Source organism: Luteimonas sp. MJ250, assembly GCF_039548455.1.
Taxonomy (GTDB): Bacteria; Pseudomonadota; Gammaproteobacteria; order Xanthomonadales; family Xanthomonadaceae; genus Luteimonas.
Window position 1 is genome coordinate 203,090 of record NZ_JBCLVB010000014.1, and the last position, 13,828, is coordinate 216,917.

The following is a 13,828-nucleotide window of genomic DNA, read 5'->3' on the forward strand; positions in this document are numbered from 1 at the left end:
GGACTGGCCCGACATTGTAGGGCACCGGTCGGCTGCCCCCATGGTCCGGTGCCTGTCCAACCCGCCCGCGCCGTGCCTAGAATCAGGCGAATCGCAAGGTCCGGAGATCCCCTGGTGAGTGAACGTCTACAGGCCCTGATCGCGGCCGCGGGCAGTGCCGCGAACGCGCGCCGCTGGCAGGAGGCCGAACGCCTCTGGTCGCAGGTGCGTGCGCTCGATCCCGGCAACGTGCAGGCGCTTTTCAGCCTCGGCGTGCACGCCCACCAGCGCGGCGACGCCCGGGGGGCGCTGGACCTGCTCGAAGCCGCGCGTGCCGCCGCACCGGCCGATCCGATGCTGATGCTGACGCTGGCGGTGGTGCACCGCGACCTCGGCGACGGCGCGGCCGAGTGGAATGCGATCCACGCCGCCCTGGGGCTCGACGCCTACTTCCTGCCGGCGCTGCTGGCCAAGGGTGAATTCCTCGAGCGGGCGGGCCGCGGGCCGGCGGCGGCGGCGGTGTTCCGCGACGCGCTGAAAGTCGCCCCGCCGCGGGCGCAGTGGCCGCCGGCCCTCCAGCGCCGACTGGAGCACGCGACCGGCATCGTCGCTCGCGACGGCGAGGCCCTGGCCGCGTTCCTGGAACAGGCTCTGGCTGCGCCGAGAGAGACCGTGGCACCGGCCGTGGCCGGGCGCTGGGACGAGGCGGTGTCGATCCTCGCCGGCCGCTCCCGGCCCTACCATTCCGAATGCAACCAGCTTTACGTCCCGCGGCTGCCGGCCCTGCCCTTTCACGACCCGGCGCTGTTTCCCTGGCTCCCGGCGCTGGAAGCACGCACGACCGACATCCTCGCCGAACTCGAAGCCCTGGTCGCCGCCCGCTTCGACCGCTTCCAGCCCTACATCGCCTACCAGCCGGACCAGCCCGTCAACCAGTGGCGGGACCTCAACCATTCCCGCGACTGGAGCGCCTTCCCCCTGTGGGCGCACGGCGAGCCGGTGCCCGCGAACATCGCCCAGTGCCCCGCGACTGCCGACGCGCTGGCCGCGGTGGACGCGGTCGAGATCGCCGGCCTGTGCCCGAACGCGATGTTCTCCGCGCTGGCGCCGCGGACGCACATCCCGCCGCACACCGGCGAAACCAACGCGCGCCTGGTCGCGCACCTGCCGCTGGTGGTGCCTCCGGGCTGCAGCTTCCGCGTCGGCCACGACCGGCGCGGCTGGGAGCCCGGCAAGGTCTTCGTGTTCGACGACACCCTCGAGCACGAGGCACGCAACGACAGCGACCAGCTGAGGGTGGTACTGATCTTCGACGTGTGGAACCCGCTGCTGTCGCTCGAGGAACGGGCGATGGTGCAGGCCCTGGCCAGCGCGATGCGCGACTACCGCGCATCCAGCGGCGCCTGATCCGGGTCGGTGCCCAGGTCCACGCCGGCAGCGCGCAGCATGTCCTCCAGCGGCGCGAGCTGGCTCCAGTACCGCCGCCATCTGCCCGAGGCGTCTGCGTACAGCGGCCGGCGCACCTGCCAGGCGCTGGCGGTCTTGACCGTATTGGCGAGTTCGTGGAACCGCAGGCAGTCCGGATGCCAGCCCAGGCCCAGGGCATCGAGCAGCCTGCGCAGAGGGGCTTCGGGCGCGGCGACGAAGGCGTCGTAGTCGAAGTCCAGCACGTCGCCGGGATACAGCGCCTGCCAGTGCAACGCCAGCCGGCGCTGCAGCAGGACGTGGTGGCCGATCCCGAGGAGCGTCGCCGCCCACGGGAAGGCACGTGGATTCAGGTGCTGCATCAGGATCGACAGCGCGATGTCGCGCGGGTCGCGACGCGTGACCACGACTTTCGCGCGTGGAAACAGTCGCTTCGCCAGCCCCACGAGCAGCAGGTTGTCGGGGCGCTTGTCGGTGAAGACCTGCGCGCCCGGCGCCGGGCGCAGGCGCGCGAGTGCCGCGCGCTGATAGCCCTGTGCGAGCGCCTGCAGCTGCGGCCCGTCGAGCGTTGCCATCGTGGCTGGAAACGGTGCCAGCGCGCCGGCGGCCATGCGTGGCAGCAGGTCCAGTTCGCCACCCGCCACGACGTCCGGGTGTGCGGCGAGCACCTGCTCGAGCAGGGTCGAGCCGGAGCGGAACATGCCGCAGATCCACAGCGGTCCGGGTTCCGCCGCCGCCGACGCGTCCGGATCGCCGGCAACGCCGGGCCACGCGACGTCCGGGGCCGGCAGCGGGAACGCATCCAGCACCTCCTGCACCCGCGCTTCGGCCGCGACCGGGTCGTAGGCGGGATGGCCCGCGTGGGCCAGCGACTTGCCGCGGACGAATGCATCGATCGCGTCCGCGGGCAGGCGCAGCGCGTCCAGCGCACGGCCCCGCGCCAGCCACAGGTTCGCGCGCGTGGCCGGCGCCAGCGCAGGAGAGCCGGCGCTGCGCCGCAGCCGGTCCAGCATCGGATCGTCCGCGGCAACGGGCGGCTTCAGCTGGGCCAGCCGGGCCAGCGCTTCGGCGGCCGCGGCATCGCCCTCGCCCCGCGCGAGCAGCGCCTGGTACGCCTCGCCGGCCTGTTCGCGGCGGCCACGCTCCTCGTGCAGGTTGCCGAGGTTTAGCAGCGCCGCCGGGTGCCCGGGCGACAGCCGCAGCGCGCGCCGCAGCTCCGCCTCCGCGTCGTCATCGCGGCGCAGGTGGTCGGCGAGGATCGCGGCGCGGTTGACGTGCACCATCGCCGGGTCGGCCACGCCCTGGCGCAGGGCCTCGGCATAGGCATCGAGCGCCTTTTCGAAGGCGCCGGCACGCCGCAGCGCGTAGCCGAGGTTGAACCAGCCGTCGGCATCGCGCGGCGCCTGCGCGAGCAGCGCGCGCAGGCCGATGATCGCCGCCGCCCAGTCACCACGCGCCAGGTGCCCTCCGGCCTCGCGCCGCAGCCCTGCGGTCCCTTCGTCCGCGTCCTGCATCCGCACCCTCCCGCGTGTGGACGCATACTCTAGTGCACGCCCGCCCGCGGGCCGTTCCGGAGACCGCGATGCCCCGCCCGCACCTCCCGCTGCTGACGCTGCTGCTTGCCGCCGCACTGCCCGCCACCGCCGTGGCGCAGCCTGTCAGCGGCCATCCCTGTGCGTCCAGCTCCGACCCGGCGGAGCGGCTGGCCTGCTACGACCGCGCCTTCCCGCCACCACCGGAGGTACGCCAGGCCGCCGCCGCGCGCGCGGTGGAGGACTTCGGCCTGCCGCAGGCAAGCCGGTCCGCAACGCCGCTGCGCAACCCGGGCCAGCCCGCGCAGGAGGTCGAACCCGACCGGATCGAGGCCCGCGTGAGCCGGGTGGACAGCGCCGGGGGCCGGCGCTGGCTCACGCTCGACAACGGCCAGCGCTGGACCGTGCCCGCAGGCGCCACCGGTGCCCTGGCGCCCGGCGACGTGGTCCGGATCACCAAGGGCGCGCTCGGCGGCCACATGCTGCGCACGCGAGGCGGCGTGTCGCTGCGCGCCCGGCGCGTCCGCTAGGCGTGCCGGTCGCGCGCCCGCTGGATGCCGCGCAGGCACAGCGCTTCCTCGCCGCACAGGCAAGGCTGCGCGAAGGCGACGGCGCGGCCGCTCTGGGCATCGCGCGCACGCTTGCGGCCGACGCCCCGCAGGCGGCCGACGCGCAGCAACTGCTGGCGATGTGCCTGGCCGACGCCGGCGACGACGCCAGCGCCCACGCTGCGTTCACGCGCGCGGCCGCACTGGCGCCGGGGAACGAAGTGATCGCGCTGAACCACGCCGCGTGGCTGGGCCGGATCGGCGAGTCCGCCGAGGCGCTGCGCGTCCTGCTTGCCTGCCCTGACACCACGCGGACCGCGTTCCACGCCGGCAGCCTGCACCTGCGCCTGGGCCAGCCCCGCGAGGCGCGCGCCGCGTTCGAGCGCGCCCTTGCGCTCGGTCCGGCCACGGCGCAGGCCTGGCACGGCCTGGGCAGCGCGCTGCAGGCGCTCGACGAGCTGGAGGCCGCCGACGACGCGCTGCAGCGCGCGATCGCGCTTGCGCCGGAGGCCGCGCCGGCTTGGGTCAACCGCGGCGCCGTGCTGCGGCGGCTCGGACGTCTGCAGGACGCTCGCGCGTGCCTGCTGCGCGCCCAGGCGCTCGACCACGACACACCCGAGGTGCGCAACGCCCTGCTGGGCCTGCTGCAGGACCTGGGCCAACCGGCACAGGCGTTGTCCGCGGCGCGCGCGCTGGTGACACGCGATCCCGGATTCATCGGCGGGCACGAATCCCTGGCCCACCTGCTCTGGGAGCACGGCGACGCGCTCGCCCCCGGCGAGGATCCGCTGGGGCCGCTGTGCTCCGCCGCACGTGCGCAGCGCGCCAACGTCCCGCTGCAGCTGGCCTGCGTGCGCGCACTGCTGGACGCGGGCCGGAGCGCCGAGGCGCTGGCATGGCTCCAGCCACTGCGCAGTGCCTCGCCGGGACAGCCCGCGCTCGACTGGCTGGCCGCCGACGCGCTCGACCGCCTCGGACGCGGCGGCGAGGCCGGCGTGCTCTACGCCCGCGTCGCCGCACAGCTGGGCGACCTGCGCCCGGATTTCCTCAACGCGCACGCCCGCCACGCCTTCCGCGCCGGCAGGATCGACCTCGCCCGCGCCTGCGCCGAACGCGCCACACGCCGCGATCCGCGCAACCAGGAGGCCTGGAGCCTGCTCGGCACCGCCTGGCGGCTGGCCGGCGATCCGCGCGAGGAGTGGCTGTTCGGCTACGACCGGCTGGTCGGCGAACTCCCCATCCAGCCGCCCCCGGGCCACGAAGACGTGCCGGGCTTCCTGCACGCGCTGGACGCGACCCTCGCCGGCCTGCACCTGGCATCGCGCGAGCCGCGCGCGCAGAGCGTGCGGGGAGGCACCCAGACACCGGGGCGGCTGTTCGGGCGCGACGACCCGGTGATCCGGGCGACGGCCGAGGCGCTGCGGGCGGAGGTCGAAGCCTGGCTGGCCGGGCTGCCGGACGATCCGCGGCACCCCTTCCTTGCGCGCCGCCAGCGCGGCATCCGCTTCATCGGCTCATGGTCGGTGCGCCTGCGCAGCGCCGGCCACCACGCCGACCACATCCACGACGAAGGCTGGCTCAGCTCGGCGTTCTACGTGGCAGTGCCGCCTTCGGTGCGTCATCCGGGCGGACCCGGGGCCGCCGCCGGCCCCGGCTGGCTGCAGCTGGGACAGCCGATGGCATCGCTGGGACTCGACCTCGGCCCGCGCCGCCTGGTGCAGCCGCGCCCCGGCACCCTGGTCGTGTTTCCGTCCTACCTCTGGCACGGCACCGTGCCCTTCGACGATCCCGGGCCGCGCGTTACCGTAGCCTTCGACATGCAGCCCGCGCCCTGAGCGGCGGCCTCAGTCGACGGCGATCCCGGCCTCGGCCAGCCTCCGCACCAGCGGTTCCAGCCGCTTCCGGTGCCGCTGCGCACCGCCGACCGAGCGCGCATGCACCGGCGCGCGCACCTGCGCCGCGCTGGCGGTGGTGAACGCGGCCCGCGCCGGCGCCTGGCCGTATCGGGTCTCGGGGTCCCAGGGCAGGCCGCACCATTCGAGGATGCGCCGGGCCTGGCCGTCGGGGTCGGCCACGAGGTCTTCGTAGCGCACGTCCAGGATCGTGCCCGGCATCACCTCGTGCCAATGCGCCATGGTCTGCCGGTAGGCGATGTAGTAGCGGGCAAGCTCGTCGAGGTCGTAGGAGAAGTGGTAGGCGCTGAAGAACAGCGTCTTGTAGACGGCATGGCAGCTGTCGAGCGGGTCGCGCTGCAGGTGGATGATGCGCGCCTCAGGCAGCGCCCTGCGGATCAGCCCGCAGTACATGTAATTGGCCGGCATCTTGTCGATGAAGCGCTCGGCGCCCGCCGCCTCGGACACGCCGCGCGCGTAGTCGCGTCCCAGCGCCTCGAAGTCGATGTGCAGCGACGCCTCCGCGGGCGTCAGCTGCGGTCGTGCCTGCAGCGCCTCGCGCGCATGGGCGCCGATGAGGTTGCCCAGGTCCAGCGGTTCGCCCGCCGAGCGCACGCTGCCGCCGTGCACCAGCATGCGCTCGACCAGGGTGGTGCCGGTGCGCGGCATGCCGACGATGAAGATCGGCGCCGCGCCGGCATGGCCACGCGCGGGCGCAGCCATCACCTCGCGGCCGTAGGCGGCGCGGATCCGCGCCTGGGCTTCACATTCCCCCGCGATGTCATGGTCGAGCGTCTGCCTGCGCAGGCGCGCACCGGTGTCGAGGGCATCGAAGGCCGAGGCGTGCTCGCCCAGGTCTTCCAGCTCCTTGGCCAGCGCATACCACGCCGCGGCGTCCTGGTCCGGACGGCCGAGTCCGGCGGCAATCCGCTGCTTCAGTTCGTCGACGTGGTTGCGTCCGGGTGACTGCCGGCGCAGCGTGCTGCGCAGGTACAGCGCATGCCCGGCCTGCGGCGCGATCGCGAGCATCCGGTCGAGGTTCGCCTCGGCCGCTTCGAAGTCACCGGTGAAGAATTGCGCGACGGCCAGGTCGTAGAGCAGGCCGGGCTGCGGCCCCATCGATCCAAGCGCCTGCTGGTACAGCGGCACGGCATCAAGCGGCCGGTTGCAGTTGGCGGCGATGCTGGCGGCCTGCCACAGCGCCTGGCCACCACCCCGGCCCCGCGCCTTCGCGGCCACCGACAGGGCCAGGTCGAGCGCCTCGCGCCGGCGCCGCAGGTGCAGCAGCAGGCCCGCCTGCTTGAGCCGCAGCGCCTCGTTGCCGGGATCGGCGTCGATCGCCCGCTGCATGTAGCCGAGCGCCTCGTCCGGCGCGCCTTCGGCCACCGCCGCCTCGCCGGCCAGTACCAGCGCATCGACATGATCGGACTGCTCCCGCAGCAGGTCCGCGGCATGCCGCACGGCCTCCTCCACCCGGCCCTCGCGCAGCAGCGCGTAGCCCTGCATCACCCCGGCCGGGGCGCCTCCACTCGCTGTCATCCCGTGCCCCCGACCCGTTGCCCGCCCCGAGTCTAGCCGCAGCGGACGGAAAAAAAGGCGGCGGGACAGGCCCGCCGCCAAATGTTGCCGATGGAGATGAGAGTCGAGTCGAGCCCGGGTCAGAAGTCGAACGTGACGCTGGTGAACGCGTAGCGGCCGGCCTGGTCGAAGCCCGACAGCGAGTTGGCCTGGACCGGTCCGAGGTTGCCGCCGATCATCGGCGGCTCCTTGTCCGCGATGTTGTTCACGCCCATCGTCCAGGTGATGTTTTCACCCAGCTGCACCGAGCCGGACAGGTCAAGGTAGTTGAAGGCCTTCAGCTTGCCCGGGCCACTGAGGAAGTAGTCGGTGCCTGGCGTCGAGCCATCGGTGTTGCGGTAGTCCATTTCGCCGATATAGCGCCAGCGCAGGCCGACGGTGTAGCGGTCGATGGCATAGCGGACGTTGGCGATGTGCCGCCATTCGGGCGTCGAGCACTGGCTGTTGATCAAGCCTTCGCAGCTGTAATCGGCCGAGCCGTCGCCGGGCACCGGCTGGAAGGAACGCTCGAGGATGTAGCTGCCGACGAACGACGTCGTGAGCCGCCCGGGTCCGGCCTGGAAGCCGTAGCCGGCTGTGAGGTCGATGCCACGGTAGCGGCGCGTGCCGAAGTTGCCGTTGGTGTTGACCACCAGGCCCGACGTGTCCGGATCGCTGCCGCGGAACAGGTCGCCGGTGACGGCGTTGCGGCGGATCAGGGTGCACATGGCGTCCTGTCCATTGGCACAGAGGTTGATGATGGTGCGCGCACCGATCGTGCCGATCACGTTCTCGAGCTCGATGTCGTAGTAGTCGACGGCGAGCTCGAGGTTTTCGACCGGGCTGGCTGCGAAGCCCACCGTCCAGGTGTTGGCGATTTCCGGCTGCAGGTTGGGATTGCCACCGATGAACTGGTTGTTCTGGCCCGCCGGGTTGGCGGCGACATTCCCGTACTGTGCCGCGCTGACGCCGGTGCGCTCGCACTGGGCGGCTGTGAACTCGGGCGTGGCCCCGGCGCACGGATCGTCGCCCACCCACAGCGCGATCTGCTGGTCCGAGAACAGTTCGTTGACGTTGGCGCCGCGGATGGCGCGGTTGAAGCCGGCGCGGAGCCGGTAGCGGTTGTCGGCGAAGCTGGCGCCCAGGCCCACCTTCCAGGTATCGACGGCCCCCGAGGTGCTGTAGTCGGTGTAGCGGTAGCCCAGCTGCAGGTCGACGCTGTCGAAGCCCGCGACACCGGCGACCAGCGGCACGTTCGCCTCCATGAACACCTCGTCGACTTCGTAGCCCCCGGAGAGGTTGGTGGTCGGACCACCAAGGCCGGTGAAGTTGCCGGTCTGCATGTTGCTGTCGGCCACGCGCCTGAAGCGCTCGTTGCGCTTCTCGAAGCCGAGCACGGCGCTGATCGGCATGTCGGCGACGAACCCGAAGCCCAGGTCACCGGTCGCGTAGGCGTTGAGCACCTTCATGTCGGTTGAGTAATTGACGATGCCCACGCCCTGCAGCGCCTGTGCCTGCTCCGGAGTGATGCTGTCGGTCCAGACCTCGTAGGGCACGCAGCCGTCGAAGGCACCGGCAGGGCATCCCAGCAGCGCATCGCGCACCCGCGTGGTCACGAAGTCGTTGTGGTTCTCCGACTTCACCGTCGTGCGCGCGTACTGCAGCGAGGCATCCCAGGTCCAGCCCGAATCGAACAGCGCGCCGGTGGCGCCGGTGACGATGCTGTAGTTCGTCGACTCGTCGTCTGAAAGCCGCGGCCCACCTTCCACGTTGCGCTTGGCGACGTAGACGACGAACTCGTCGTCGGTGATGCCGATGTCACCGCACATGCTCCCGATGACATCGGTATCGCAGTTCACCACGATGTCGGTGAAGAACGCGCCCGACGGCGCGATCTGCGTGCCGCTGCGGCGGTTCACGAACATGGTTTCGACGTACGGCTTGAAGTACTCGTTGACGTCGTAACTGACGCTGGCGCCCGCGGTGAAGCGCGTGTCCGGACGCTGGTAATAGTTGACCGGCGCGTAGTTGTAGATGTTCGGGCCGTCCGGGATCGTCCAGCCCGAGGCCGACGGCGCCACATAGGTATACAGGCCGGAGCCGGGCGCCACGATGTAGAAGTTGCCCGGGTCGGCGGTGGGCGAGCCGCCGCAGGCGGTGCCCGTGCCGTTGAGCGCGCAGGACGAATAGTCACGCTGGCCCTGCAGCAGTGCGTTGCCCTTGCGCCAGGTCGCCCACGCCATGGCATGGCCGCCCTCGCCGAACGCGCCGCCCACGGCCACGTCGATGTTGCGCGTGACCCCGTCCAGGCCGGAATCGCCGGTCGGGTATTCGAAGTCGAGCTGATCCATCAGCCCCTGCATGTAGTCGTTGTCGTTGTCGTGCTGGTAACCCGAGTAGCCCAGGTTGACGCTGACGCCTTCGAACTTGTCGTCGAGGATGAAGTTCACCACGCCGGCGATCGCGTCCGAGCCATAGACGGCCGACGCGCCGCCGGTCAGCACGTCCACCCGCTGCAGCAGTGCCGCCGGGATGATGCTGATGTCGGGCGTCTCGCCCAGGCCCTTGGGGATGCGACGCCCGTTGACCAGCGCGAGCGTGCGGTTGGCGCCCATGCCGCGCAGGTCCACGGTGGCGTAGCCCTGGGACCCGTTGTTGAGGAAGTTGTCGAAATCCAGTGCCAGCTGTGGGTACTGGTTGACCAGGTCCTCCACCGTGGTGGCGCCGGCGTACTTGAACTCCTCCTGCGAAATCTCGGTCACCGGGCTGGACGCGGTCATCGTCTGGCTGCGGATGCGGGTGCCGGTGACGCGGATCGTGTCCAGCGTGGTGGCGCTGTCCGGCGCGTCGGTACTCCCCTGGTCCTGTGCGAAGGCGGTACTGCTTCCTGCAATGCCTGCTGCGCCCACGGCGAGCGCGATCACGATCGCGTCCCGCAGCTTTGTGCTTTTCGGGTTCATCTGCCTCTCCGGAATGTTGGAACAAGGACCTGCCGCGACCGCGCTTGCGCCCCCCTTCTGGCCGCCACTGGACTCCACCTGAACGGTGGAGCGGTTCGATACTAAGCACACTTGCAACAGAAATGAACATATGTTTAACGGGATGGCCGCATCGGCTTCCGGCGCCGCGGCCGCTGGCGCGGACAGCGGCGGACGTCCGCCAGCGCTGTCCGGACACCGGCCACTTGTGACAAATCGCTTTTCAATCAACTGGTTACCAGGTGGCACGGGGCTTGCATATGCAGGAGGTGAACGCCACCTGGAGCACCCATGTCCATCCCACGCCCCATCCGCGACACGTCCGCCCAGGACGCTCCCCGCGAGTCCTACGGCCACTCCGGCCGGCGACTGCGCCGGTGGATCTGGCCTGCGCTGGCAGGCTTCGCCATTCTCGCCGCGGCGGCCTGGGTGGCGGTGGGCTGGAGCGGCGGCGGCCGTTCGCACGACGCCTCGCGCCTGCGCTTCGCTGAAGTGGTCCGCGGCGACCTGGTCCGCGACCTCTCCGCCGACGGCCGCGTGATCGCCGCCAACAGCCCGACGCTGTACGCGATCGCCGGCGGCACCGTGGCGCTCAAGGTCGTGGCCGGCGATGCGGTGGAGAAAGGTCAGGAGCTGGCGGTGATCGACAGCCCCGAACTGCGCAGCAAGCTGGTGCAGGAGGAGTCCACGCTCGCCAGCCTGCAGGGCGAAGCCAACCGGGCGGTGCTCGATGCGCAGCTGACCCGCTCGGACGCGCAGAAGCTGCTCGACCAGGCGCTGATCGACCAGGTCGCGGCGCAGCGCGACGTCGAACGCTACCAGCGCGCCTTCGAGGGCGGCGCCGTCTCGCGCAACGAGTACGACCGCGCCCTCGACGGCCTGAAGAAGGCCGAGATCGGCGTTGCCGCCGCGAGGCAGGACTTCGCGCTGCAGGGCCGGGGCGCGGGCATCGACGCCGGCAACAAGCGCCTGCTGGCCGAGCGCCAGGAGGCGGTGGTCGACGAGCTGCGCCGCCAGGTCGATGCGCTCACCCTGCGCGCGCCCTTCGACGGCCAGGTCGGCCAGGTGCAGATCGCGCAGGGCACCAACGTAGCCGCCAACGCGCCGATCCTCGGCGTGGTCGACCTGTCGCAGTTCGAGGTCGAGATCAAGGTGCCGGAAAGCTTCGCCCGCGACCTCGGCATCGGCATGCCCGCCCAGGTCACCAGCGTCGGCAAGCAGTGGCCGGCGCAGATTTCCGCGGTGTCGCCGGAAGTCGTGAACGGCGAGGTCAATGCCCGCCTGCGCTTCGCCGACGGCGGCCAGCCGCCCGGCCTGCGCCAGAACCAGCGGCTCTCGGCCCGCATCGTGATGGATACGCGCGAAGACGTGCTGATGGTCGAGCGCGGCCCCTTCCTCGAGCAGGACGGCGGCAACTTCGCCTACGTCGTGCAGGGCGGCAGCGCCGAGCGGCGCGCGATCCAGGCCGGCGTGTCCAGCCTGTCCGCCGTGGAGATCCTTTCAGGGCTGCAGCCCGGCGAGCGCATCGTGGTGTCCGGCAGCGACCAGTTCCAGCAGGCGGACCGCGTCCGCATTTCCGGAGAGTGACCATGTACGCGAGCACCGGCTTTCCCCACCACCTGCACTGGAGTTCGTTCGAACTGGCCGAGGCCGTGCCGCGCCGGCTGAGCGAGCTCTACCGTTTCGACGTGCAGCCCGACGCGCCGGACGTTGACTGCACCAACGCCGATGGTCGCCGCGTCCACGCTGCGACACACCGGTACGTACCGGCATCCACTCTTCCCGACATGTTCCGCATCGACTGATGCCGTCCACCATATCCACCGAACAGGAATCCACCGCCATGCTGGACATGCGCCAGGTCACCAAGGTCTACCGCACCGAACTCGTCGAGACGCACGCGCTGCGCTCGCTCGACCTGCGCGTGGGGGAAGGCGAATTCGTCGCCGTCACCGGGCCATCGGGCTCCGGCAAGACCACCTTCCTCAACATCGCCGGCCTGCTGGAGACCTTCACCGGCGGCGAGTTCAGGCTCGACGGCGAGGACGTGCGCGGCCTGTCCGACAACCAGCGCAGCAAGCTCCGCAACCAGAAGATCGGCTTCATCTTCCAGGGCTTCAACCTGATCCCGGACCTGAACCTCTTCGACAACGTCGACGTGCCGCTGCGCTACCGCGGCATGCCGGCCAACGAGCGCAAGCTGCGCATCGAGGACGCGCTGGGCATGGTCGGCCTGGGCTCGCGCTTGAAGCACTTCCCGGCGGAGCTGTCGGGCGGCCAGCAGCAGCGCGCGGCGATCGCGCGCGCCATCGCCGGCACGCCGCGCCTGCTGCTGGCCGACGAACCCACCGGTAACCTCGACTCGCAGATGGCGCGCAGCGTGCTGGAGCTGCTGGAGGACATCAACCAGCAGGGCACCACCATCGTGATGGTCACCCATGACCCGGAGCTTGCCGCGCGCGCGCACCGCAACGTGCACATCGTCGACGGCATGGCCACCGACCTGTCGGTGGAGCCGGGCCTGACGCGTGCGGCGCGTGCCGAGCGCATCGAAGCCGATGCCGAAGCCGACGCCCGCGCCGCCACCGACGCCTGAGGAGCCCGCCATGCTCGCCTACTATTCGAAGCTCGCGCTGCGCAGCTTCCGCCGCAACAAGGTGCTGACCGCGCTGATGGTGCTGGCGATCGCGCTCGGCATCGGAGCCTGCATGACCACGCTGACCGTGTTCCGGGTGCTGTCCGGCGATCCGATCCCGGACAAGAGCGACCGCCTGCTCTACGTGCAGCTCGATCCGGCCAGCATGCGTGGCTTCGTCGCCGGCGAGGAACCCGCGGCCCAGGTCACGCGCTTCGACGCCGAGACCCTGCTGCGCGAAGGCCGCGGCGTGCGCCAGGCGATGATGACCGGGGGCGCGGTCTCGATCACGCCCGAAAAAGCCGACATCCCGCCGTTTTTCTCCGACGCACGCTACGCCACCGCCGACTTCTTCGCGATGTTCGCGGCGCCCTTCCTGCACGGCACCGGCTGGTCGCCGGCCGACGATGCGGCAAGCACGCGCGTGGTGGTGATCTCGAAGTCGCTGAACGACCGCGTGTTCGGCGGCGGCAACAGCGTCGGCCGCACGCTGGTGATCGGCGGCAACGCGTTCCGCGTCGCCGGCGTGCTCGACCACTGGCGCCCGACGCCGCGCTTCTACGACATGAACAGCGACCGCTACGGCGAGCTGGAGGACGTCTTCCTGCCCTTCTCCACATCGCGCGCGCTCGACTTCGGCCGCAGCGGCAGCATGGACTGCTGGGGGGATTCCGGCGCCGACGAGACCGCGCTCAACGCGCCCTGCGTCTGGATCCAGTACTGGGTCGAGCTTGAGGACGCCTCGCAGGCCGCGGACTACAAGGCCTACCTCGACAACTATTCCGCGCAGCAGAAGGCCACCGGCCGCTTCGAGCGCGAACCCAACGTCCGCCTGCGCGACGTCATGCAGTGGCTGGACTTCAACCGCGTGGTGCCGCGCGACGTGATGATGCAGCTGTGGCTCGGCTTCGGCTTCCTGCTGGTCTGCCTGCTCAACACCGTCGGCCTGCTGCTGGCCAAGTTCCTGCGCCGCAGCGGCGAGATCGGCGTGCGCCGGGCGCTGGGCGCATCCCGCAGCGAGATCTTCAAGCAGTGCCTGGTGGAAGCCGGCGCGGTCGGCCTGGCCGGCGGCATCCTCGGCCTGGGCCTGGCCCTGCTGGGGCTGTGGGCCGTCCGCCAGCAGCCTTCCAGCTATGCGGAGCTCGCGCAGCTGGACCTGCCGATGCTGCTGACCACCTTCCTGCTTGCCGTGGCTGCCAGCATCATCGCCGGCCTCCTTCCCGCGTGGCGCGCCATGGACGTCACGCCCGCCATCCAGCTCAAGTCGCAGTGACTCCGGGGA

Annotated in this window: 10 protein-coding genes; 7 read left to right on the forward strand and 3 right to left on the reverse strand. The window is 71.2% G+C overall.

Features of this window, described 5'->3' with window-relative positions; translation table 11 throughout:
- Positions 1-114 precede the first annotated feature (114 nt).
- A complete protein-coding gene (locus WCE37_RS12085) occupies positions 115-1,386 on the forward strand; it encodes an aspartyl/asparaginyl beta-hydroxylase domain-containing protein (RefSeq protein ID WP_343279582.1) in 1,272 nt (423 codons plus the stop codon).
- Here WCE37_RS12085 and WCE37_RS12090 read toward each other — a convergent pair.
- Positions 1,362-2,918: a sulfotransferase gene (locus WCE37_RS12090; protein ID WP_343279583.1), complete on the reverse strand. Its 1,557-nt coding sequence runs from the start codon at positions 2,916-2,918 to the stop codon at positions 1,362-1,364. The genes WCE37_RS12085 and WCE37_RS12090 overlap by 25 nt on opposite strands.
- A 68-nt stretch (positions 2,919-2,986) precedes the next feature.
- Here WCE37_RS12090 and WCE37_RS12095 point away from each other — a divergent pair, with 68 nt between their 5' ends.
- On the forward strand, positions 2,987-3,466 hold the full coding sequence (locus WCE37_RS12095; protein ID WP_343275372.1) for a hypothetical protein: 480 nt from the start codon (positions 2,987-2,989) through the stop codon (positions 3,464-3,466).
- Between the two features lie 2 nt (positions 3,467-3,468).
- Complete coding sequence (locus WCE37_RS12100) at positions 3,469-5,319, forward strand: putative 2OG-Fe(II) oxygenase (RefSeq protein WP_343279584.1); 1,851 nt, start codon at positions 3,469-3,471, stop codon at positions 5,317-5,319.
- Between the two features lie 9 nt (positions 5,320-5,328).
- On the opposite strand, the gene WCE37_RS12105 is transcribed toward WCE37_RS12100, so the two are convergent.
- Positions 5,329-6,915 carry a sulfotransferase gene (locus tag WCE37_RS12105; RefSeq protein ID WP_343279585.1) on the reverse strand — a complete coding sequence of 529 codons (1,587 nt, stop codon included), beginning with the start codon at positions 6,913-6,915 and terminating at the stop codon, positions 5,329-5,331.
- Between the two features lie 119 nt (positions 6,916-7,034).
- Positions 7,035-9,893 carry a TonB-dependent receptor gene (locus tag WCE37_RS12110; protein WP_343279586.1) on the reverse strand — a complete coding sequence of 953 codons (2,859 nt, stop codon included), beginning with the start codon at positions 9,891-9,893 and terminating at the stop codon, positions 7,035-7,037.
- A 309-nt stretch (positions 9,894-10,202) separates the two neighbouring features.
- On the opposite strand from WCE37_RS12110, the gene WCE37_RS12115 reads away from it, so the two are divergent.
- Genes WCE37_RS12115 through WCE37_RS12130 form a run of 4 tightly spaced genes read left to right on the forward strand, consistent with a single transcriptional unit; the run spans position 10,203 to position 13,819 of the window.
- Positions 10,203-11,498, forward strand: coding sequence for an efflux RND transporter periplasmic adaptor subunit (locus WCE37_RS12115; protein WP_343279587.1), 1,296 nt, complete (start codon positions 10,203-10,205; stop codon positions 11,496-11,498).
- Between the two features lie 2 nt (positions 11,499-11,500).
- Complete coding sequence (locus WCE37_RS12120; protein ID WP_343279588.1) at positions 11,501-11,716, forward strand: hypothetical protein; 216 nt, start codon at positions 11,501-11,503, stop codon at positions 11,714-11,716.
- A 38-nt stretch (positions 11,717-11,754) separates the two neighbouring features.
- Positions 11,755-12,507 (forward strand): ABC transporter ATP-binding protein, encoded by a 753-nt coding sequence (locus tag WCE37_RS12125; RefSeq protein WP_343255650.1) that lies wholly within the window; start codon positions 11,755-11,757, stop codon positions 12,505-12,507.
- Positions 12,508-12,517: 10 nt separating this feature from the next.
- Positions 12,518-13,819, forward strand: coding sequence for an ABC transporter permease (locus tag WCE37_RS12130; RefSeq protein ID WP_343279589.1), 1,302 nt, complete (start codon positions 12,518-12,520; stop codon positions 13,817-13,819).
- The last annotated feature ends 9 nt before the right edge of the window (positions 13,820-13,828 follow it).